Raw genomic sequence first — 19869 nt, forward strand, 5'->3', positions numbered from 1 at the left:
TCGGCGGGGCGGTCAGCAGCTCTGGCTGGTGGTGTAGCAGGGGGTGCACCAGGACCCGTGCTCGGGGTCGTACCGGCGGACGCCGACCCTGCGGTTGTAGCAGCAGGTCTGCCAGCCGCCGCAGACGGCGCTCGCCGTCATCTTGGGGGCCACGCGCTGGAGCAGGCGATCTCCGATGCGGGTGATGGCGTGAATCATTTCTTCTCCCTCTGTCCGGCTCGCCGGATCTCGGCGAGGTCCGCTGAGACGAGGTGATCGCTGCCCGGAAGATCGCACGCGGATCAGGCCAGGTCAATATCGAAGAATCAGATGGTTGTGCCTGGGGTGATCGAGCCTGGTGTGAACTCGCCACGTGGCCGGCCGGAGGCTCCGGGTCGCCGCTTCGGCGCGGCGCCGCGCCGGGGCCGCGGCTGTGGGAGCGCTCCCACATAGGCCAGAATGCGTGATCATGACAGTCATCGTGCGGCCCTACCGCGAGTCCGACCGGGCCGATCTCTACGACATCTGCGTGCGCACCGCCCACCAGGGGGGAGACTCGCGGCACCTCTACCCCGACCCGGACCTCATGCCGAGCATCTTCGCCGCGCCGTACGTCCGCTTCGAGCCCGAGCTGGCGTTCGTGGCCGACGACGGGACGCGGGCGGTGGGGTACATCGTGGGCACGGCGGACACGGCGCGGTTCGTGCGCGCGTTCCGGGAGGAGTGGCTGCCGGAACTGGCCACGCGGTACCCCGCGCCGGTCGCGCCGCCCGCCACGCCCACCGAGGAGATGGTCGCGCTGATGCACGACCCGGAGCGGATGATCCTCCCCGAGCTCGCGGACTACCCCGCCCACCTGCACATCGACCTGCTGCCCGGCCACCAGGGCGCGGGGCACGGCCGCAGGCTGATGACCGCGTTCCTGGGCGCGCTCGCGGGCCAGGGCGTTCCCGCGGTCCACCTCGGCATGGTCACCGCCAACACCGGGGCGCGCGCCTTCTACGACCGGCTCGGCTTCCACGAGATCCCCGTCCCGGACCCCGGCCCCCTCACCTACCTCGGGCGCTCCACGGCCCCGTGACCCCCGGCCCGGCGGACGCCGCGCCCGCCGTACGGCACCAGCCGGGCCGTACGGCCGGCGCGGGCGGCTCAGCGGGCGCGGGCCGGTCGGCGGAGCGGTCGGTCGGCGGGGCGGGCGGCTCAGCGGGCGGGCCGGTCAGCGGGGGCGGCGCGCGTGGTAGACGAACGCCGGGGGGAGGTTGCGCCAGACGGTGCGGCTCAGGACCACTTCCTCGAAGGACTCCTGGAGGAGGCGGCGGAAGCGGCGGGCCGGCGGGAGCGCGCGGGCGTGGATGTAGGCGAAGGTGGTGAAGGCGCCGCCGGGGGCCATCGCGGCGGTCACGGCGGCGAGGATGTCGCGCTGCAGGGAACCGGAGAAGGCGGCCCAGGGCAGCCCGCTGATCACCGCGTCGGCCGCCGGGAGCCCGCGCTCGGCGAGGATCCCCGGCAGCCGGGCGGCGTCGTCCACCACCACGTCCACGTCCGGGAAGCGCCGGGCCAGCGGCACGGCCAGCGCCGGGTTGAGCTCGACGGCCAGGTGGTGCCCGCGCCCGCCGAGGCGGCGCTGGATGTCGCGGGTGAACGGGCCGGTCCCCGGCCCCAGCTCCACGATCACCGGGTCGCCGGACTCGGGCACCGGCGCGTTCACGGCGGTGGCCAGGCGGCGAGAGCTCGGCGCGAAGGCCCCGGTGACGGCGGGTGCGCGGACGAACTGGCGGAGGAACAGGGCGTTGTCGTTCACCATGATTCCGACGCTAGGGGCGGGGGCGGGGCGGCAAGATCCGCCGGGCGGCCCGGATTCCGGCCAGAAGGAGGAGGCGGCCCACCCGTTGGCAGGAGGGGGGCGCGGCCGGGCCGCCCATAGGGTGATCGCATGAGAGGGCGGAACTGGCGGAACTGGCGGAACGACGGGTTCGACGTGCTCTGCGCCGCCGCCGGCGTCCTGGCCGCGCTCACCTCCTACGGCTGCTCCGCCTGCCGGGGGAACCCGGCGCTGGAGTCCGCCGAACTGGTGGCCGACGTGCTCGTGGGGCTGTCGCTGGGCCTGATGCGCCGCCGGCCGGTGGCGGTGTTCGGGTTCCAGTTCGCGGTCGCCGTCGTCATGGCGTCGGGCGCGGCCGGGCCGGCGTCCGGGAACGTGCCGTTCACGCTCCTGGCCGCGCTCGGCGGCGTCGGTTTCCGCGGCGGGGCGGTCCTGATCACCGTCGCCTACACGCTGGCCGTCGTCCTCGACGTCGCCAACCGGTTGCTGTGGGCGAGGTTCGGGGTCGCCGGAGTCCCGCTGGAGGCCACGGCCATCCTGCTCACCGCCGCCGCGCCCGTCGCGTTCGGCCGTTACCTCGGGGCGCTCAAGGAGGGCCTGCGCGCCGCCGAGTCCCGCGCCCGCCACGCCGAGGCGCGCCGCGTCGCCGAGACCCGCGCCGCCCGCCTGGCCGAACGCGCCCGCATCGCCCGCGACCTGCACGACAGCGTCGCCCACCACGTCGGCGCCATCGTCCTGCGCGCCGGGGCCGCCGGCTACGCCCGGGCGGCCGCCCGCGCCGCCGCCGTACCGCCCGCGACCGGCCCAGCCGAGGACCACGTCGGGCGGCATCCGGGAACCGCCGCGTTCCCCGCCGCCTTCGGCCACGCCGGCGCGAGCGCCACCGGTCCCCGCGACGTCCGCTCCACCGGCCGCAGCGGCCGCAGCGGCCACAGCGGCCACAGCGGCCACGGCGGCCACAGCGGCCACAGCGGCGACTGCGGCGACCGCGGTGACTCCGGCGAGCGCGGTAGGGCCGGCGCGGGGACGGGGCCGGCCCTGGCGGCCGAGGCCGAGAGCGGGACCGGGGACGGGGCCGGAGCCGGGACCGGGTCCACCGCGTCGCCGGTCCCCGAGCCGGGGCGGCCGGGCGCGGACGGAGCGGGCTCAGGCCGTACCCTCGGCGAGCCCGGCGCGGCCGGGCCGCGCGCACCGGCTGAGGCGGGGGCCACTGGGCCCGCGATTCCCTGGCCGGTGGTTCCCGGGCCGAGGACGGCGGGGACGGGCTCGGGTCGTGGCACCGGTCGGGACTCCGGTACGGTCGGCTCCGGCCCCGGTCTCGCAGGTGACGCGGGGCGCGAGGTCCCGCCGGCTCCCGGGCCGGGACCCGGAGCGGCCGGACCGACCGGAGCGGGCGGACCGGGCGGAGCGGCGGCCGGGGTGGGCGAGGACGACGTGCTGGGGGAGATCCGGGAGATGGGCGTGCGGGCGCTGGGTGATCTGCGGCGGCTGCTGGCCGTGCTCAGGGACCCGGAGGCGGCGGAGGACCCGCTGCCGGTGGCGGACCCCGAGGGGCTGGTGGCGGAGGCCGTCAAGGCGCTGAGCGCCGCGGGGCTGGACGTGGACCTGGAGGTGGACCCGGAGGTCGCGGCGGTGCCCGTGGAGGTGCGGGCCGAGGCCGCCCGCGTCGTGCGGGAGGGGCTGACCAACGCGCTCAAGCACGCGGGCCCCGGGACCGCCGTGGAGGTCCGCGTCTTCGTGGCGGAGGGGGAGCTGTGCGCCGAGGTGCGCAACGGCGCCCCCGCTCGGCCGCCGGAGCCGTTCCCCGCGTCCGGGTACGGCCTGGCCGGGGCCCGCGAACGGGTGGAGCGGCTGGCCGGGCACGTGTCGGCGGGGCCCACGCCGGACGGCGGCTGGCTGCTGGCCGTACGCCTCCCGGAGAGGGGGGCGGCGTGAGACGGGCCCCATGGGAACCGGGCGCGCTGCGCCCACTGCTGCTCGACGTGCTGCTGGGCGGGGCGGCGATGGGCTTCGCCGTGCTGACCACCTGGAACGGGTGGAACATCGGCACCCTGCCGGTCTGGGGGAGCGGCCTGGCCGTGTACGCCTCGGGCTTCTCGATGGCGTTCGTGCGGCACGTGCCCTTGATCGTGGCGATTTTCAACGGGGCGCTGCTCGTCTTCATGGACGCGTTCTCGCCCTACGCGGCCAACGCGGTGCAGGGCCTGTTCGCCGTGGCGCTGGGCGTGCTCGCGATGGAGGCGAGCTGGCCGATGATCGCCGTGGCGTACGCCCTGGGGTGCGTGGCCTCGGCCGTGAACGTGATAGACGGCCCGTTCAGCGAGGTCGTCACCCACTGGCGCGCGCTGACGCTGCTGGCGGTCGTGGCCGCGCCCCTCGCGATCGGCCGCTACGTCGGCGGCCTGCGGGTCTCCGCCGAGATCGAGCGCGCCCGCGCGCAGGCCGCGATCGAGCGGCGGGAGGCCGAGACCCGGGCGGCCCGGCTGGCCGAGCGCACGCGGGTGGCCCGCGACCTGCACGACATCGTCGCCCACCACGTCAGCGCGATGGTGTTGCGGGCGAGCGCGGCGCAGTTCGCGGGGGCGAGCGGCCCGGCCTCGGCGGCGCTGGCCGACATCCGCCGCACGGGCACCAAGGTGCTGGACGACCTGCGCGGGCTGCTCGCCGTCCTGCGCGACCCCGACGCCGTGGACGAGGCGCTGCCGGTGGCCGACCCCGAGGGCACGATCGAGGACGCCGTGTCCCGGCTGGAGGCCGCGGGCGTGCGGGTCGCCGTCGACGTCGACCCCGCCGTCGCGGCGGCCCCCTCCGTCATCCGCGCCTCCGGGGCGTTCATCATCCGCGAGGGCCTGACCAACGTGCTCAAACACGCCGGTCCCGGCACCGCCGTACGGCTCACGCTGCGCCCCGAGCCGGGCGCGATACGGCTGAGCGTGGAGAACGACGCCCCGGCGGGCGACCCTCCGGCGCTACCGTCGCCGGGGTACGGCCTCGGCGGCGTGCGCGAGCGCGTGGACCTGCTCGGCGGCGACATGACCGCCGGGCCCACGCCGGCGGGCGGCTGGCTGCTCACCGCCCGCCTGCCGTACGGCTCCCGCGACGGCTCCCCGGGTGAGCCCGACGACGGCTCCCAGGGGGAAGCGGGTGAGGGCCCTCCGGCCGGTCCCGGCGACGCCACCCGGGGCGACCCGGGCGGGGGCCTCCGGATCTGCTCGCGCGACGGGGCCCGGGGCCCCGGCGGGCGCGGGGACGGGGCGCGGCGGGACGTGACGTGTGACGAGGAATCCGACGAGGGGGATCAGTGCCGGTCAGAGTAGTCATCGCGGACGACCAGCAGCTCGTGCGCGCGGGCGTGCGGATGCTGCTGGAGGCGGCCGGCGGCGTGGAGGTGTGCGGCGAGGCCGCCGACGGGGCCGAGGCCGCGCGGCTGGCCGTGGACCTGCGGCCCGACGTGGTGCTGATGGACATCCGCATGCCGCGCGTGGACGGCCTGGAGGCCACCCGCCGCATCCTGGCCGCCGACCCGGCCGCCCGGATCGTCATGCTGACCACCTTCGCCGAGGACGAGAACGTCTACGCCGCCCTGCGCGCGGGCGCGATCGGCTTCCTGGTCAAGGACGACGACCCGAGCCACATGGTGGACGCCGTACGGCGGGCCGCCCGCGGCGAGCCCCTGCTGGCCCCCTCGGTGCTGCGGCGCGTGGTGTCCCGCGCGCTGTCCGCCCACGACGCGATCGCCCCGCCCGCCGAGCTGACGCCGCGCGAGCGCGAGGTGCTCGCCCTGGTCGGCGCGGGCCTGTCCAACCACGAGATCGCGACGCGGCTGCACGTCGGCGTGACCACCGTCAAGACCCACGTCTCCACGGCGATGGACAAGCTGGGCCTGCGCAACCGCGTCCAGGCCGCCGTCATGGCCCATCGCCTCGGCCTCGTGGACGAGGAGTTCCGCCCCCGCTTCCCCGGCTGAGCCCCGGATTCCCCGGCTCACCACGGCCCCGGATACCTCGGCGGGCCGCCGTCCTGCTTTCTCGGCGGGCCGCCGTCCTGCTTTCCCGGGGCCGCCGTCCCGCTTTCCCGGTGGGCCGCCGCCCCGGGTTCCCGGCCTGCCGTCCCCCGGTTCCCCGGCACGCCGTCGCCCTCCGGGATCGCGCGTCCGTTGGAGCCCGCTTTCGGCGGTGTTCGCGCTTCTTCCTGCGGAGATATCGGGACCTTCCGGTTCTCTGAAGTTGTGACGGTGTTCGCCGGGGTACGTACCGAGCTGATCGTTTACCCGACCGGGGGGTGGGGCGTGCGGAGTGTGATGCCTCTCGCCGGCGTGGCCGCGGCGTTCGCCGTCACGCAGCTCGTCTTCGTCGGCCCCGGGTTCGGGTGGGGCTGGGACGAGACCGTCTACCTGAGCCAGGTCACCCCGCACGTCCCCGACCTGCACTTCAGCGCGCCCCGCGCGCGCGGCGTCACCTGGCTGGCCTGGCCCGCCGCGCACTTCACGCCCGACGAGGCGCCGGTCCGCCTGTGGATGACGGCGGTGTCGGCGGCGGGCCTGGTGGTGGCGTACCTGCCCTGGCTGCGCCTGGTCGGGTCCGCGGTGACCGCGCTCGCCGCGCTGCTGCTGGCCGGGCTCTGGGTCGTCCAGTTCTACGGCGCGGCGGTCATGCCCAACCTGCCCCTGGCGTACGCCTGCGTGGCGGCGGCCGGCTGCTTCCTGCTCGCCGTCACCCGCGACTCGCGGCCCGCCCTGCTCGGGCTCGGCGTCAGCGTCGCCGTGGCCGCGCTCATCCGCCCCGGCGACTCGTTGTGGCTGGCCGCGCCCCTGGTGCTGGCCGCGCTGGCCGTACGGCGGTGGCGGCGGCCCGGGGTGGTGGCCGTGGTCGCGGGCGCGGTCGCGGCGGGCTGGGCGCCGTGGGTGATCGAGGCGTACACCGGCTACGGGGGGCTGCTCACCCGGCTGCGGCGGGCCAGCGAGATCCAGGGGCACCTGCGGCCGACCGTCGGCTTCTGGTACCAGTTCAAGGCGCTCAACGGCCCCGCCCTGTGCCGTCCCTGCGGCCGGCCGCCCACTTACCCGATCCTGAGCCTGTGGATCTTCGCGCTGCCGGTCGCCGTGCTGGGCGGCCTGTGGTCGGTCCGCCGCCGCGAGGAGTTCCGGCTGTACGCCACGGCCGCCGCATGCGGGGTCGCGGTGGCCGTGCCGTACCTGGCGCTCGTGGACTACGCCGCGCCGAGGTTCCTGATCCCGGCGTACGCGCTGCTCGCGCTGCCGGTGGCGCGGTGCCTGCTGTGGCTGGCGGGCCTGCGGCCGCGGCCGGTGTTCGCCGGGCTGGTCGCGGCCGGGCTGCTGGCGCACCTGGTGGTCCAGCACGTCGTGCTCCAGCGGCGCGTGGCGACGACCGGGGAGAGCCGGGTCGCGATGCACGAGGTCGCCGCGGCGCTCCAGGCGGCCGGGGTGCGGCAGCCGTGCCTGCTGGCGGGACCGGCGGCCGACCCGCCCCTGCCCTACTACGCGGGCTGCGGGAACGGGCCCGTCTCGCGCGCGTCCGCCTACGTCACGCGGGGCGGGAAGATCCCGAGGTCGGTCGCGGGCTGGCGGGAGCTGGAGATCGACGCGGGGCCGGGCGCGCCGTGGGTCATCCGGCTGCGGCCGGGTCTCGGTCAGCCAGCCCGAGATAGCGGAGGACGAGCCGGGCCAGGCTGTCCGCCACCTCCTGGTCGTCCCGGGTCGGCAGCAGGATGTGGCTCACCGTCAGCCGCACCACGCTCTCGGTGATCACGGCCAGCTCGTCCGCCGGGAGCTCGGGCCACTTGGCGCGGGCGTGCCGCACGATCCGCTGGTTCGCGGCCAGCAGCAGCGGCTCGGCGCGCGTCGTCAGCAGCGGCAGCAGGCCCTCGGACCCGTCGCCGGTCAGCACCGTGCGGGTGAGCGGGTCGGACGCCGCCTCCTCCAGCGTGAACAGCACCGCCGCGCGCACCGCGCCGTACAGGTCGTCATGGGCCGACAGCGCCTCGTCGATGCCGTCGAGGAACCGCTCGTTGTCCTTGAGCGCCAGCGCCTGGGCCAGCCCCCACTTGTCGCCGAACTCGTTGTAGACGGTCTGCCGGCTGACGCCCACCGCGTCCGCCACGTCCCGCATGCGCAGGTTCCGGTAGCCGCGCTCGATCAGCAGCGGCTCCGCGGCGGTCAGCAGTTCGTCGCGAAGTGTGCGGACGGGAGTTCCCATGAGGACACGATTACATCGCCGGACGCCCCCCGACAAACATCACGCGCCCGAAACCCCCGCCGCCCCCGCCCCCGGCCCGCGCCCCGCCCCGCCCCGCGAGCCCCTCGCCCAGCCCTTCACCCGGGCTCTCCACGCCCTCCTCTCCGGCTCTCCGCGCGGCGGCGCGGCGGCGCGGGATCGCGGGATCGCGGGATCGCGGCGGTCGTGGGGGGCGGGCTTCGCGCGGACGGCGCGGGGCGGGTTCATGGGCGGTGCGGCGCGGGGCGGGCTCGTGGCGGGCGGGCTGTGGGCGGGCGGGCCTTGTGCGAGCGGGGCGCCTATCCGGGTTTCGTGCCCGTGACCATGGACTCCGCGCCGGCCAGGGGTTCGGCGCGGATGTCCGTGAAGCCCGCGTCGGCCAGCAGGGCGCGGCACTCCGCGATGGTCCGGTCGGAGCCGCCCGGGGTCTCCAGCAGCATGGTGAGGCTCATCAGCAGGGCCTCCAGGCCGGCGCGGCGGTCGTCGTCCACGAACGCCTCGTGGACGATCACCGCGCCGCCGGGCGGGAGCGCGTCGCGGACCTTCCGGAGCAGGCGGCGGGCGGTCTGCCGGTCCCAGTCGTGCAGCACGTGCCCCAGGACGTACACGTCCGCCTCCGGCAGCGGGTCGGCGAAGAAGTCCCCGGCCGCGAACCGCGCCCGCCCGGCCACGTGCTCCTCGAACGCGTCCCGCACGCGCGGCAGGTCCATCCCGGTCGTCTCCAGGTGGGGGTGCCGCTCCGCCAGGAGCCGCGGCAGCGCCCCCTCGGCGCAGCCGAGGTCCGCGACCCGGTGGTGCCGGTCCCACGGGAACCGCTCGGCGAGGGCCCGGATCGAGGGCCCGGACAAGGTGGTCATCGCCCGCAGGAAACCCCGCATGCGGCGTTCGTCCCGGTAGATCGCCGCGAACGGGTCCTCCCCGTGCCTCGCCTCGTTCTGCGGCAGCCCCGTGCGCAGCGCCTCGGTCAGCCGCCCCCAGATCCCGTACAGCCGCTCGCCCGCCATCTCCAGCAGCCCGCCGACGTACTCCTCCCGCCCCGGCACCAGGAACCTCTCCGCCCCGGCCGTGTTCGCGTACCAGGGCCCCTCCTCATCCGCGCCCCCCTCACCCTCGGCCTCACCCTCGGCCTCGGCCGCCCGCCCGGCCCCGCCGTACGGCTCCCGCCCCGTGTTCACGCCGGCGTACGGCTCCCGCCCGGCGCCGGCGTCGCCGTACGGCCTGAGCGGCGCTTGGGCGGGCGGTGCGCTCGGGGCGGGCGGCTCGGCGGGCGGTGCGCTCGGGGCGGGCGGCTCGGCGGGCGGGGCGGGGGGCCGGTCGTGGCGGTCGAGGAGGGTGAGGGCGACGAGGGCGTCGAGGAAATCGCGGGCGGCGCGCGGGTGCAGGCCGGTGCGGCGGCGGAGTTCGGCCAGGGGGAGGGGGCCGTCGGCGAGAGTCCCGAAGACGCCCAGTTCCACGGCGCTGAGCAGGGTCTTCGCGGCGCAGAAGCTCATCCCGAGGCGGACGATGTCCTCCGGTGTGGTCACTGCGGCGGTGTGCCCCGTCAGGGCGGCCGGTCACGCGGACGGGCGGCAAACAATCCCGGGGCGGGAGCGGGCGGAACCATTACCGGACGCGCGCACAGAAACCGGTCATCTCTGGGCATACGTCCCGAAGCACCGCGATATCGGGGGTGGGCATGACGCGAATCGTCGCCGCGCACGGCGCGCTGCCCGGGCACCGGTACGAGCAGGGCCGGATCACCGAGGCGCTGGCCGGCGAGATGCGGCTGAGCGCGGAGGAGCGGGAGTTCCTGGACGCCGTGCACGCCTCCAGCGGGGTGAGCTTCCGCCACCTGGCGCTCCCGGTCGAGGGCTACGCGGCGCTGACCGGCTTCGGGGCCTGCAACGACGTCTACATCGACGCGGCCGTCCCGCTCGGCGCGCGTGCGCTCGCCGGGGCCCTCGACCGGGCCGGGCTGACCGCGCGGGACGTGGACCTGCTGCTGTTCGCGTCGGTGACCGGCATCGCCGCGCCTTCGGTGGACGTGCGGATCGCGCAGGAGGCGGGGCTGCGCGCCGACGTCAAGCGCGTGCCCGTCTTCGGCCTCGGCTGCGTCGCCGGGGTCGCCGGGATCGCGCGGCTGCACGACTACCTGCGCTCCTGGCCGGGGCACGTCGCGGCGCTCCTGTCCGTCGAGCTGTGCTCGCTGACCCTCCAGCGTGACGACCTGTCCCCGGCCAACCTCGTGGCCAGCGCGTTGTTCGGGGACGGCGCGGCGGCGGTGGTCGCGGCCGGGGCCGGCCGGAGCCCCGGCGCGCCCGGCCCGTCCGTGGTCGCCACGCGCAGCCACCTGTTCCCCGGCACGGCGGAGCTGATGGGCTGGCGGGTCACCGACGGCGGCTTCCGGGTCGTGCTGGACCGGCGGCTCCCCGACCTCGTGCGCTCCGGGCTGGCCGAGGTCGTCGGAGGGTTCCTGGACGAGCACGGCCTGCGCCGGGACGACATCGCGGCCTGGGTCTGCCACCCGGGCGGCCCGAAGATGCTGGACGCGGTGAACGACGCGCTGGAGCTGCCGCCGGGCGCGCTCGACCTGTCCTGGCGGTCGCTGTCCGAGATCGGCAACCTCTCCTCCGCCTCGGTGCTGCACATCCTGGAGGACACCCTCGCCGCGCCCGCCCCCCGGCCGGGCGCGCACGGCATGATGATCGCGATGGGTCCCGGCTTCTGCGTCGAGCTGGCCCTCCTGCGCTGGTGATCGCCGGTGTACTACACGCTGCTGATCCTGCTGATCCTGCTGGTCGCCGCCGAGCGCCTGGCCGAGCTGGCGGTCGCCCGGCGCAACACCCGCTGGGCGCTGTCCCGCGGCGGCCGCGAGCACGGCCGCGGCCACTACCCGGTCATGGCCGTCCTCCACGTCGCCCTCCTCGCCGGATGCCTCGCCGAGGCCCCGTTCCGCCCGTTCGTCCCGGCCCTGGGCCTGCCCATGCTGGCGCTGGTGATCCTGTCCCAGGCCCTGCGGTGGTGGTGCGTCGCCGCGCTCGGCCGCCGCTGGAACACCCGCGTGATCGTCATCCCCGGCCTCCCCCTGGTCGCCTCGGGGCCGTACCGGTGGTTCCGTCATCCCAACTACGTCGCCGTCGTCGTGGAGGGGATCGCCCTCCCGCTGGTGCACACGGCCTGGCTCACCGCCCTGGTGTTCACCCTGCTCAACGCGGTCCTGCTGACCGTGCGCATCCGCTGCGAGAACGCGGCCCTGGCCGGGGCGGCGGCGTGATCGACCTCCTGGTCGTGGGCGGCGGCCCCGCGGGGCTGGCCGCCGCCGTCCACGCCGCGCGGTCCGGCTGGAGCGTGGCCGTCCTGGAGCCCCGCGTGTTCCCGGTGGACAAGCCCTGCGGCGAGGGCCTGATGCCCCGGGCCCTCCGCGAGCTGTCGGCCCTGGGCGTCGCCCCGCCCGGCCGCCCCTTCCACGGGATCCGCTACCTCACCCCCTCCCGCTCCGCCGAGGCCCCCTTCCGCGAAGGCCCCGGCCTCGCCGTCCGCCGCACCGACCTCCACGCCGCCCTCGCCGCCCGGGCCGCCGCCCTGGGCGTCGACCTGATCCCCGGCAAGGCCGTGGGCCTCACCCAGGCCACCGGCCACGTCGACCTCGCCTACCGGCCGGCGGGACGCGGCCGGGCGGGCGGCGCCGCGGACTGCGGGAGAGTGGCCCGGGCCCGGTGGGTGATCGCGGCCGACGGGCTCGGGTCTTCGGTGCGGCGGATCCTCGGGCTGGACGTGAGGGCGGCGGGCGAACGGAGGTTCGGGCTGCGGCGGCACTACCGGGTGGAGCCGTGGAGCGGCTTCGTGGAGGTGCACTGGGCGGCCGGCGCGGAGGCGTATGTGACGCCGGTGGCCGGGGACCTGGTGGGGGTGGCGGTGCTGACCACACGGCGGGGCGGCTTCGACGAGCACCTGGCGGCCTTCCCCGGCCTCGCCGGGCGGCTGACCGGGCCAGCCGTCACGCCGGTACGCGGGGCCGGGCCGCTGCGGCGCGGGGCGGCGAGCCCGGTCGCGGGCCGGGTCCTGCTCGTGGGCGACGCCGCGGGATACGTGGACGCGCTGACCGGGGAGGGCGTCTCCCTGGCCCTCGCCGGCGCCCGGGCAGCCGTGGAGTGCCTGCGCTCCGGGCGTCCCGGGGCGTACGCCGGGGAGTGGCGGCGGCTGACCCGCTCCTACCGGCTGATCACCGCCGCGCTCCTCCGGGCGACCGCCACGCCCGCCGGCCGCCGCCTCCTGGTCCCGGCCGCGGCCCGCCTCCCCGCCCTGTTCAGGGCCGCCGTGAACACCATCGCCTGACCCATCGCCCGTCCCTCCGGCGCGCCCGCCGCGCCGGGCCTGCGCGCGCGGGGGATCCCCGGCCGGGCGCGCGGCCGCACCACGTGCGGCCGTACCGCATGCGGCGGGCGGGCGGGCGAGGGCCGCGAGGCCACGCGCGGGGCGGGGCGGGGACGCGCGGGACGCCGGGGCCGGGGAGGCGCGGGGGCCGCCGGAAACGGGACGGGGGTCTACGTCTCGGGGATTACCGGTGATCCGCCCGGCGGCGGACGACCGCGGCGGGGCGGGGCTGGCAGCCTGCACGGCGGCAACCTCCTCAGGAAGGAAGACCGAGATGCAGCACAACCAGACCCTGGCCCCGCCGGCGGCGGCCCGCCCCGTGTCGCGCGGGCTCCTCATCACCTTCCGCGTGCTCGTGACCGCGCAGGCGCTGGGCCTCGTGGTCGCCGCGATGTACGCGGGGCAGTCCCTCGACGGGGCGAAGGCGATGGGCGAGACGCACGTGATGGCGGGCATGCTCGTCCACCTGATCGCCCTCGTCCAGACGATCGTCGGCGTCCTCCTCTGGAAGCCCGGCCGCGGCCCCGGCTGGGTCTCCCTCGCCAGCCTGGGGTTGTTCCTCGTGGGCATGGCCCGGCACTTCACCTGGGACACCAAGGCCCTCCACCTCCCGAACGGCGTGATCCTCCTGGCCCTCACCACGGCCCTCCTCACCTGGGCGTATCGCCGTCACTGACCCGGCCGGCGGGCGCCCCGGGCGCGGGTCCGGCCACCCGCCCACCTTCCGGCACCACCCCCGTCCCCCGCTGGACCGAGCCGCGTTCTGTGGATAGCCGGTGCCCTGTGGACGACCGGCGCGGGGGAACCCGCGGGCCGGCGCGCGCGTTCCGGGGACGAGGGGGTCCCGGAACCACCGCGCCCGGCCCGCGGCCCCTCCCGCCCGGCCCGCGCCCGCACCGCCGTACCGGCATGAGCATCGGGCCTGGCCAGGCCGGGAGGGGCACGCCGCCGGCTCCGGGCGCGGCGGCACGCGCGGCACGGAGACCGGCGGATACGCGCCGGGCGCGTCCCTTATAAGGTCACTGGTGCGGGGGACAGGTCGCAGGAGGGGACGTGCACGTGACGGATCAGGCGGATGCGGTCGCGAAGAGCAGCGAGGATCGCGTCTGGACGATCCCGAACGCGCTGAGCCTGCTGCGGCTGCTCGGGGTGCCGCTGTTCCTGTGGCTGGTCCTCGGGCCGAAGGCCGACGGCTGGGCCGTGGTCGTGCTCATGGTCGCGGGCTTCACCGACTGGCTCGACGGCAAGCTCGCGCGCGCCTTCAACCAGACCTCCCGGCTGGGCCGCCTCCTGGACCCGGCCGCCGACCGGCTCTACATCCTCGCCACCCTGGTCGGCCTGACCGTCCGCGACATCATCCCCGTCTGGCTCGTGGCCGTGCTGCTGGCCCGCGAGATCGTCGTCGGCCTGTTCCTGCTGGTCCTGGGCCGCTACGGCTACGTCGGGCTGCCCGTGCACTTCCTGGGCAAGGCCGCCACGGCGAACCTGCTCTACGCGTTCCCGCTGCTCTTCCTCGGCGTCCACATCGAGTTCGCCAAGATCGTCGGCTGGGCCTTCGCCATCTGGGGCACCGGTCTGTACTGGTGGGCCGGGGTGTTGTATTTGGTTCAGGGTATCGGGCTGATCCGCTCCGGTCGGCGGGGTGAGGAGGCGGCGTGAAGGCGGTCGTCATGGCGGGCGGCGAAGGGACGCGATTGCGTCCCATGACCGCCAACCAGCCCAAACCGCTGCTGCCGGTGATCAACCGGCCGATCATGGAGCACGTGCTGCGGCTGCTGAAGCGCCACGGCTTCACCGAGACCGTCGTCACCGTGCAGTTCCTCGCCGCGCTCGTGCGCAACTACTTCGGCGACGGCGGCGAGCTGGGCATGCGCCTGCACTACGCCACCGAGGAGGTCCCCCTCGGCACCGCCGGGAGCGTGAAGAACGCCGCCGACGCGCTGCGCGACGAGCCGTTCCTGGTGATCTCCGGCGACGCGCTCACCGACATCGACCTGACCGACATGGTGCGCTTCCACAAGAAGAACGACGCCCTGGTCACCATCGGGCTCAAGCGCGTCCCGAACCCCCTGGAGTTCGGCATCATCATCGTGGACGAGCAGGGCCGCATCCAGCGCTTCCTGGAGAAGCCCACCTGGGGCCAGGTCTTCTCCGACACCGTCAACACCGGCGTGTACGTCATGGAGCCCGAGGTCCTCGACGAGGTCGAGCCCGGGCGGGTCGTGGACTGGTCCGGCGACGTCTTCCCCCGCCTGCTCGAACGCGGCGCGCCCCTGTTCGGGTACGTCGCCGAGGGCTACTGGGAGGACGTCGGCACGCACGAGAGCTACCTCAAGGCCCAGGCCGACGTGCTCTCCGGCAAGGTCGAGGTGGACATCGAGGGCTTCGAGATGTCCCCGGGCGTGTGGGTGGGCGAGGGCGCCGAGGTGGACCCCGAGGCCGTCCTGAAGGGCCCGCTCTACATCGGCGACTACGCCAAGGTCGAGGCCGGGGCCGAGCTGCGCGAGTTCACCGTCCTCGGCAGCAACGTGGTGGTCAAGGAGGGCGGCTTCCTGCACCGCGCCGTCGTCCACGACAACGTGTTCGTCGGCCCCTCCACCAACCTGCGCGGCTGCGTCATCGGCAAGAACACCGACATCATGGCCGGGGCGCGCGTCGAGGAGGGCGCGATCGTCGGCGACGAGTGCGTCATCGAGGCCGAGGCGTACCTCACCTCCGGCGTCAAGGTCTACCCGTTCAAGACCATCGAGGCCGGCGCGGTCGTCAACACCAGCGTGATCTGGGAGTCCCGGGGCCAGCGCAGCCTCTTCGGCCCGCGCGGCGTCTCCGGCCTGATCAACGTGGAGATCACCCCCGAGCTGTGCGTACGGCTGGCCAGCGCCTACGCCACCTCCCTCAAGAAGGGCGCGGTCGTCACCACCTCGCGCGACGCCTCCCGGGCAGGGCGGGCGCTGAAGCGGGCGGTGATCAGCGCGCTCAACGCCGGGGCGATCAACGTGCTCGACCTGGAGGCCGCGCCCCTGCCGGTCGCCCGCTACCACACCTCCCGCGACACCACCGCGGGCGGGATCGCCCTGCGCACCACCCCGGGCGACCCGCAGAGCGTGGACATCATCTTCATGAACGCCGAGGGCGCCGACCTCTCCCAGGCCTCCCAGCGCAAGCTGGAGCGCGTCTTCTCGCGCCAGGAGTTCCGGCGCGCCTTCCCCGGCGAGATCGCCGAGCTGAACTTCCCCGCCCGCGCCCTGGAGACGTACACCCAGGAGCTCATGAACCACATGGACATGAGCGGCGTGCGGGAGGCCGAGCTCAAGGTCGTCATCGACTGCGCGGGCGGGACCTCGGCGCTGGCCCTGCCGCACCTGCTCGGGCGGGTCGGCGTCGAGGTGCTCACCGTCAACAACCGCCTGGACGAGGCCTCGCCCACCGAGACCCTCGCCGAGCGCCGCCGCGACCTGCAGCGGCTGGCCGAGCTGGTCGCCTCCTCGGGGGCCGCGTTCGGCGTGCGCTTCGACCCCGTGGGCGAGCGCATCTCCCTGGTGGACGAGAAGGGCCAGCTCATCGGGGACGAGCGCGCCCTGCTCGTGGTGCTGGACCTGGTCGCCGCCGAGCGCCGCGCCGGCCGCGTCGCCCTCCCCGTCACCACCACCAGGGTCGCCGAGATGGTCTGCCGCTACCACGGCGTCCAGGTCGAGTGGACCCCCACCGCCGTGGACTCCCTGACCTCCGCCGCGCGCTCCGCGGACATGATCTTCGCCGGGGACGGCCGCGGCGGCTTCGTCGTCCCCGAGTTCAGCCCCACCGTGGACGGGATCGCCGCGTTCGTGCGGCTCCTCGGCCTGGTCGCCCGCACCCGGCTGTCGCTGAGCCAGATCGACGCCCGCATCCCGGTGGCCCACCTGCTCAAGCGCTCGGTGCCCACGCCCTGGGCCGTCAAGGGCGCCGTGATGCGCTCGGTCGTCGAGGCCGCCGAGGGCGTGCGCCTGGACACCACCGACGGCGTGCGCGTGGTCGAGGACGACGGGAGCTGGGCGCTGATCCTGCCCGACCCCTCCGACGCCGTCACGCACCTGTGGGCCGAGGGCCCCGACATGGACACCGCCCAGTCCCTCCTGGAGCACTGGGCGGGCATCGTGGAGCACGCCGGAGCCCCATGACGCCCCGCGCCCCCCGTCCCGATCCCCGCCGCGCCGGCCCGTCCCGCGCCGTCGGCCGTCCTACCGCGTCACGCCGTACGGCTCGCGCCGCCGCGCCGCGCCCGGCCGCTCCGGGGGTCGCCCGCGCCGCCGTACGGTATGACGGCCGGGGGGACGCGCGCCGCGCCGTACGGCGTCCGGGACACAGCGGGACGGGACGGGAACAGCGCCCCGGGGCCGTGACCACGTATCATCGGCGCAAGCAAGATCAGGCTTGTGCGCTCGGGGGAGGGGGTGGCCGATGAAGTCCCAGTGTGCGCGGGACGGGCCGGAACCTATATCGTGAACCGCCATGCCGGAGTGAGATGACCGTCCCGAACTGTTGACCCGCGCGCTCCGCCAGCGTAAGTTGCGACATTCGCAGTCAGAGGGCGAAGGGGCGCCAGACGCTGACAAGCGCTGTAGCCGCGTCTTCGCGGTAGGAGGCCGAGCCGATCGATGCCGAGCGTCTACTGCACGCAGTGTGGCCATGCCAACCCTGAGGATGCCCGCTTCTGCTCCAACTGTGGAACTCCCCTGAAGAGAGCCGAGCAGCCCAGGCCTGATCAGCCCAGGACCGACCAGATCGCCGACACCACCACCACGATCTCGATCAGCGGGATCGAGGCCTACGAGGGCGAGACCGGCGAGGCGATGATCGCCGACACCGGCGCCGTCGAGGCGCTGCGCCCGGACACCGCGCTCCTCGTCGTGCTGCGCGGACCGAACGCCGGCAGCCGATTTCTGCTCGACACCGACCTCACTACGGCGGGTCGCCACCCCGAAAGCGACATCTTCCTAGACGATATAACCGTGTCCCGGAGGCATGCGGAGTTCTACCGGCGCGGTGGTGCGTTCCTCGTGCGCGACGTGGGAAGCCTGAACGGCACCTACGTCAACCGGGAGCGCATCGAGGAGGTGCCTCTGACCGGGGGCGACGAGGTGCAGATCGGCAAGTTCCGGCTGGTGTTCCTCGCTCGCCCGCAAGGTGGCGCCGGAGGACCATGAGAGGGAACGTGACAGTGCTCTTGGATGTGGGCGTCCGCGGGGTGGGCGGATGAGTGCCCAGGCGGCCCGCTCCCACATGAGCATCGGGGAGGTCCTCGCCCAACTCCAGGGCGAGTTCCCCGACGTCACCATCTCCAAGATCCGCTTCCTTGAGGCCGAGGGCCTCATCGAGCCGCAGCGCAGCCCCTCCGGGTACCGCAAGTTCACCCACGCGGACGTGGAGCGGCTGCGCTTCATCCTGACGGCCCAGCGCGACCGCTATCTGCCGCTGCGGGTCATCAAGGACCACCTGGAGGCCGCCGACCGCGGCGAGTCCGGCGAGTGGCCCAGGCCGCGCGCCGTCCCCGCCGCGCCGGCGGCCCCCGCGGAGGTACGGCTCAGCCGCGCGGAGCTGATCGACGCGGCGGGCATCGGCGAGGACCTGCTCACCGAGCTGGAGGACTACGGCCTGATCGAGGCCGTGGCCCGCCGGTACGACGGGGAGGCCCTCGCCGTGGCCCGCTCGGCCGTGGCCCTGGCCCGCTTCGGCCTGCACGCCCGGCACCTGCGCGCGGTCAAGGCCGCCGCGGAGCGGGAGACGAGCCTGGTGGAGCAGGCGGTCGCGCCGCTGCTGCGGCAGCGCAACCCCGGCGCGCGCGACCGGGCGGGGGAGACGGCCCGCGAGATCGAGAACCTCATGCTCGACCTGCACACCGCGCTCATGCGCACGGGGCTGCGGCGGAACCTGTCCGGCTGAGCCGCCGGCGGGGCGCGCGAGGAACGCCGCGAAGCTGGGCGAACACCGCCGGAACCCCGCTCATCTGGCCTGATCGGGGTGATCCGGACGTCGGCGATCACCCGGTGTGGCGGCGGGGCGGCCGGGGAAGCATGTACCCGTGAGCACGCATGGCGGCCCCGCGGGTGTTACGTTGAAATCCGGCGCAGACACGCCGAGACACACCTGGTGCAAGACACGACAGCACAGAACGAACACAGCCTGGGGACGGAGCCGCCAGTGTTGCAGATGGAGGTCGTCGGCGTGCGGGTCGAGATGCCCTCCAACCAGCCGATCGTCCTGCTCAAGGAGGCCGGGGGCGACCGGTACCTGCCGATCTGGATCGGCATGGTGGAGGCGACGGCGATCGCTTTCGCGCAGCAGGGCGTGCTCCCGGCGCGGCCGCTGACGCACGACCTGTTCCGAGACGTGCTCGACGCGCTCGGCGTGCAGTTGCGCAAGGTCAACATCACCGCGCTCCGCGACGGCATCTTCTTCGCCGACCTGGTCTTCTCGAACGGGGTCGAGGTCAGCGCCCGCCCGTCCGACTCGATCGCGCTGGCCCTGCGCACCGGCGCCAACATCTTCGCGAGCGAGGACGTGCTGGAGGAGGCGGGGGTCGCGATCCCCGACGAACAGGAAGACGAGGTCGAGAAGTTCCGGGAGTTCCTCGACACGATCAGCCCGGAGGACTTCGGCAAGTCCGGATGATCCTCCCGTGCACGGCCATGAACGGATGCGTCGCATGGCATAAGCGGACATAGCCGTGCATGGCAATGCGCGCGACGCGCCGGGCGCGATCGTTGACTCCGGGTGGTACGGGTGCCTACCGTGCAGTGGAAACCCGCGGTTGTAATTCGCAATCCCCCTGATCAACCGATGGGGTGGAGAGAAGCCGGAGGTCCGCGTGGCGGTCAGCAGCGGCGAGGGTAAGACGATCGGCGCCGAGGATTCGGCGCATCGGCGCTCAGCACGCGAGAAGGCCGGGGAGCAGGGACTGCTCTTCGACCAGGCGCCCGCGTCCATACCCGCCGACATGGGGTACCGGGGCCCGACCGCGTGCGCCGCGGCCGGGATCACCTACCGGCAACTCGACTACTGGGCACGCACCCAGCTCGTCGAGCCGAGCGTGCGCCCGGCCCACGGTTCCGGCACCCAGCGCCTCTACAGCTTCCGCGACATCCTCGTGCTCAAGGTCGTCAAACGACTCCTCGACACGGGCGTCTCGCTGCAGCAGATACGGGCCGCCGTGCAGCACCTGCGCGACCGGGGCGTCCAGGACCTCGCCCAGATCACGCTCATGAGCGACGGCGTCAGCGTCTACGAGTGCACCTCCGCCGACGAGGTGATCGACCTCGTCCAGGGCGGTCAAGGCGTCTTCGGCATCGCGCTCGGCCGCGTCTGGCAGGAGGTCGAGGGCTCGCTGGCGGAGCTGCCCGGCGAGCGCGCCACCCCCGACGACCCGCCGCACGACAGCGACGAGCTCGCCCGGCGCCGCCGCGCCCGCCGCACCGGCTGAGACCCCGCTCCCGGATCCCCCGCTCC

The 19869-nt window shown here is 75.0% G+C and carries 18 protein-coding genes; 14 read left to right on the top strand and 4 right to left on the bottom strand.

All coding sequences use genetic code 11. The annotated features are described in order from the left end of the window. Window positions 1-12: 12 nt before the first annotated feature. Window positions 13-198 (bottom strand): hypothetical protein, encoded by a 186-nt coding sequence (locus D5H75_RS38875; protein ID WP_119931635.1) that lies wholly within the window; start codon window positions 196-198, stop codon window positions 13-15. Window positions 199-448: 250 nt separating this feature from the next. On the opposite strand from D5H75_RS38875, the gene D5H75_RS38880 reads away from it, so the two are divergent. Next, window positions 449-1060, top strand: a complete 612-nt coding sequence (locus D5H75_RS38880; protein ID WP_119931662.1) for a GNAT family N-acetyltransferase — start codon at window positions 449-451, stop codon at window positions 1058-1060. Between the two features lie 135 nt (window positions 1061-1195). On the opposite strand, the gene D5H75_RS38885 is transcribed toward D5H75_RS38880, so the two are convergent. Beyond that, on the bottom strand, window positions 1196-1783 hold the full coding sequence (locus D5H75_RS38885) for a class I SAM-dependent methyltransferase (protein ID WP_119931636.1): 588 nt from the start codon (window positions 1781-1783) through the stop codon (window positions 1196-1198). Between the two features lie 129 nt (window positions 1784-1912). On the opposite strand from D5H75_RS38885, the gene D5H75_RS43840 reads away from it, so the two are divergent. From D5H75_RS43840 to D5H75_RS38900, 3 genes are read left to right on the top strand one after another with little or no spacing between them, the layout of a single operon-like run. Then, complete coding sequence (locus tag D5H75_RS43840; RefSeq protein WP_242454765.1) at window positions 1913-3736, top strand: sensor histidine kinase; 1824 nt, start codon at window positions 1913-1915, stop codon at window positions 3734-3736. Next, window positions 3733-5118, top strand: coding sequence for a sensor histidine kinase (locus tag D5H75_RS38895; RefSeq protein ID WP_147425442.1), 1386 nt, complete (start codon window positions 3733-3735; stop codon window positions 5116-5118). The genes D5H75_RS43840 and D5H75_RS38895 overlap by 4 nt, the downstream gene beginning before the upstream one ends. Next, a complete protein-coding gene (locus D5H75_RS38900; protein WP_202638946.1) occupies window positions 5103-5768 on the top strand; it encodes a response regulator in 666 nt (221 codons plus the stop codon). Before D5H75_RS38895 ends, D5H75_RS38900 begins: the two co-directional genes overlap by 16 nt. A 1657-nt stretch (window positions 5769-7425) precedes the next feature. On the opposite strand, the gene D5H75_RS38905 is transcribed toward D5H75_RS38900, so the two are convergent. Together D5H75_RS38905 and D5H75_RS38910 are read right to left on the bottom strand one after the other, a co-directional pair. After that, the gene (locus D5H75_RS38905) at window positions 7426-8016 is read right to left on the bottom strand and encodes a TetR/AcrR family transcriptional regulator (RefSeq protein ID WP_119931638.1); all 591 of its coding nucleotides are present in this window, start codon (window positions 8014-8016) and stop codon (window positions 7426-7428) included. 317 nt (window positions 8017-8333) lie between these two features. Further along, entirely contained in the window at window positions 8334-9557 is a 1224-nt protein-coding gene (locus D5H75_RS38910) for a methyltransferase (protein ID WP_119931639.1), read from the bottom strand. A gap of 152 nt (window positions 9558-9709) precedes the next feature. Here D5H75_RS38910 and D5H75_RS38915 point away from each other — a divergent pair, with 152 nt between their 5' ends. The 10 genes from D5H75_RS38915 (at window position 9710) to D5H75_RS38960 (ending at window position 19843) form a co-directional block, all read left to right on the top strand. After that, window positions 9710-10768, top strand: a complete 1059-nt coding sequence (locus tag D5H75_RS38915) for a type III polyketide synthase (RefSeq protein WP_119931664.1) — start codon at window positions 9710-9712, stop codon at window positions 10766-10768. Window positions 10769-10774: 6 nt separating this feature from the next. After that, window positions 10775-11287 (top strand): isoprenylcysteine carboxyl methyltransferase family protein, encoded by a 513-nt coding sequence (locus tag D5H75_RS38920; protein WP_242454766.1) that lies wholly within the window; start codon window positions 10775-10777, stop codon window positions 11285-11287. Beyond that, the gene (locus D5H75_RS38925) at window positions 11284-12348 is read left to right on the top strand and encodes an NAD(P)/FAD-dependent oxidoreductase (RefSeq protein WP_119931640.1); all 1065 of its coding nucleotides are present in this window, start codon (window positions 11284-11286) and stop codon (window positions 12346-12348) included. Before D5H75_RS38920 ends, D5H75_RS38925 begins: the two co-directional genes overlap by 4 nt. A 313-nt stretch (window positions 12349-12661) precedes the next feature. Then, window positions 12662-13063 carry a hypothetical protein gene (locus D5H75_RS38930; protein ID WP_242454767.1) on the top strand — a complete coding sequence of 134 codons (402 nt, stop codon included), beginning with the start codon at window positions 12662-12664 and terminating at the stop codon, window positions 13061-13063. 377 nt (window positions 13064-13440) lie between these two features. Beyond that, window positions 13441-14046 carry a cardiolipin synthase ClsA gene (clsA, locus tag D5H75_RS38935; protein ID WP_340137788.1) on the top strand — a complete coding sequence of 202 codons (606 nt, stop codon included), beginning with the start codon at window positions 13441-13443 and terminating at the stop codon, window positions 14044-14046. Further along, a complete protein-coding gene (locus D5H75_RS38940) occupies window positions 14043-16544 on the top strand; it encodes a mannose-1-phosphate guanyltransferase (RefSeq protein ID WP_119931641.1) in 2502 nt (833 codons plus the stop codon). Before clsA ends, D5H75_RS38940 begins: the two co-directional genes overlap by 4 nt. A 477-nt stretch (window positions 16545-17021) precedes the next feature. Further along, window positions 17022-17570: an FHA domain-containing protein gene (locus D5H75_RS38945; RefSeq protein WP_119931642.1), complete on the top strand. Its 549-nt coding sequence runs from the start codon at window positions 17022-17024 to the stop codon at window positions 17568-17570. Window positions 17571-17619: 49 nt separating this feature from the next. Next, window positions 17620-18306, top strand: a complete 687-nt coding sequence (gene ftsR / locus D5H75_RS38950) for a transcriptional regulator FtsR (protein WP_119931643.1) — start codon at window positions 17620-17622, stop codon at window positions 18304-18306. Window positions 18307-18564: 258 nt separating this feature from the next. Continuing rightward, window positions 18565-19035 (top strand): bifunctional nuclease family protein, encoded by a 471-nt coding sequence (locus tag D5H75_RS38955; RefSeq protein ID WP_119931644.1) that lies wholly within the window; start codon window positions 18565-18567, stop codon window positions 19033-19035. 196 nt (window positions 19036-19231) lie between these two features. After that, window positions 19232-19843: a MerR family transcriptional regulator gene (locus tag D5H75_RS38960; RefSeq protein WP_202638947.1), complete on the top strand. Its 612-nt coding sequence runs from the start codon at window positions 19232-19234 to the stop codon at window positions 19841-19843. The last annotated feature ends 26 nt before the right edge of the window (window positions 19844-19869 follow it).

The sequence above is a fragment of the Bailinhaonella thermotolerans genome, assembly GCF_003594875.1.
Lineage (GTDB): Bacteria > Actinomycetota > Actinomycetes > Streptosporangiales > Streptosporangiaceae > Bailinhaonella > Bailinhaonella thermotolerans.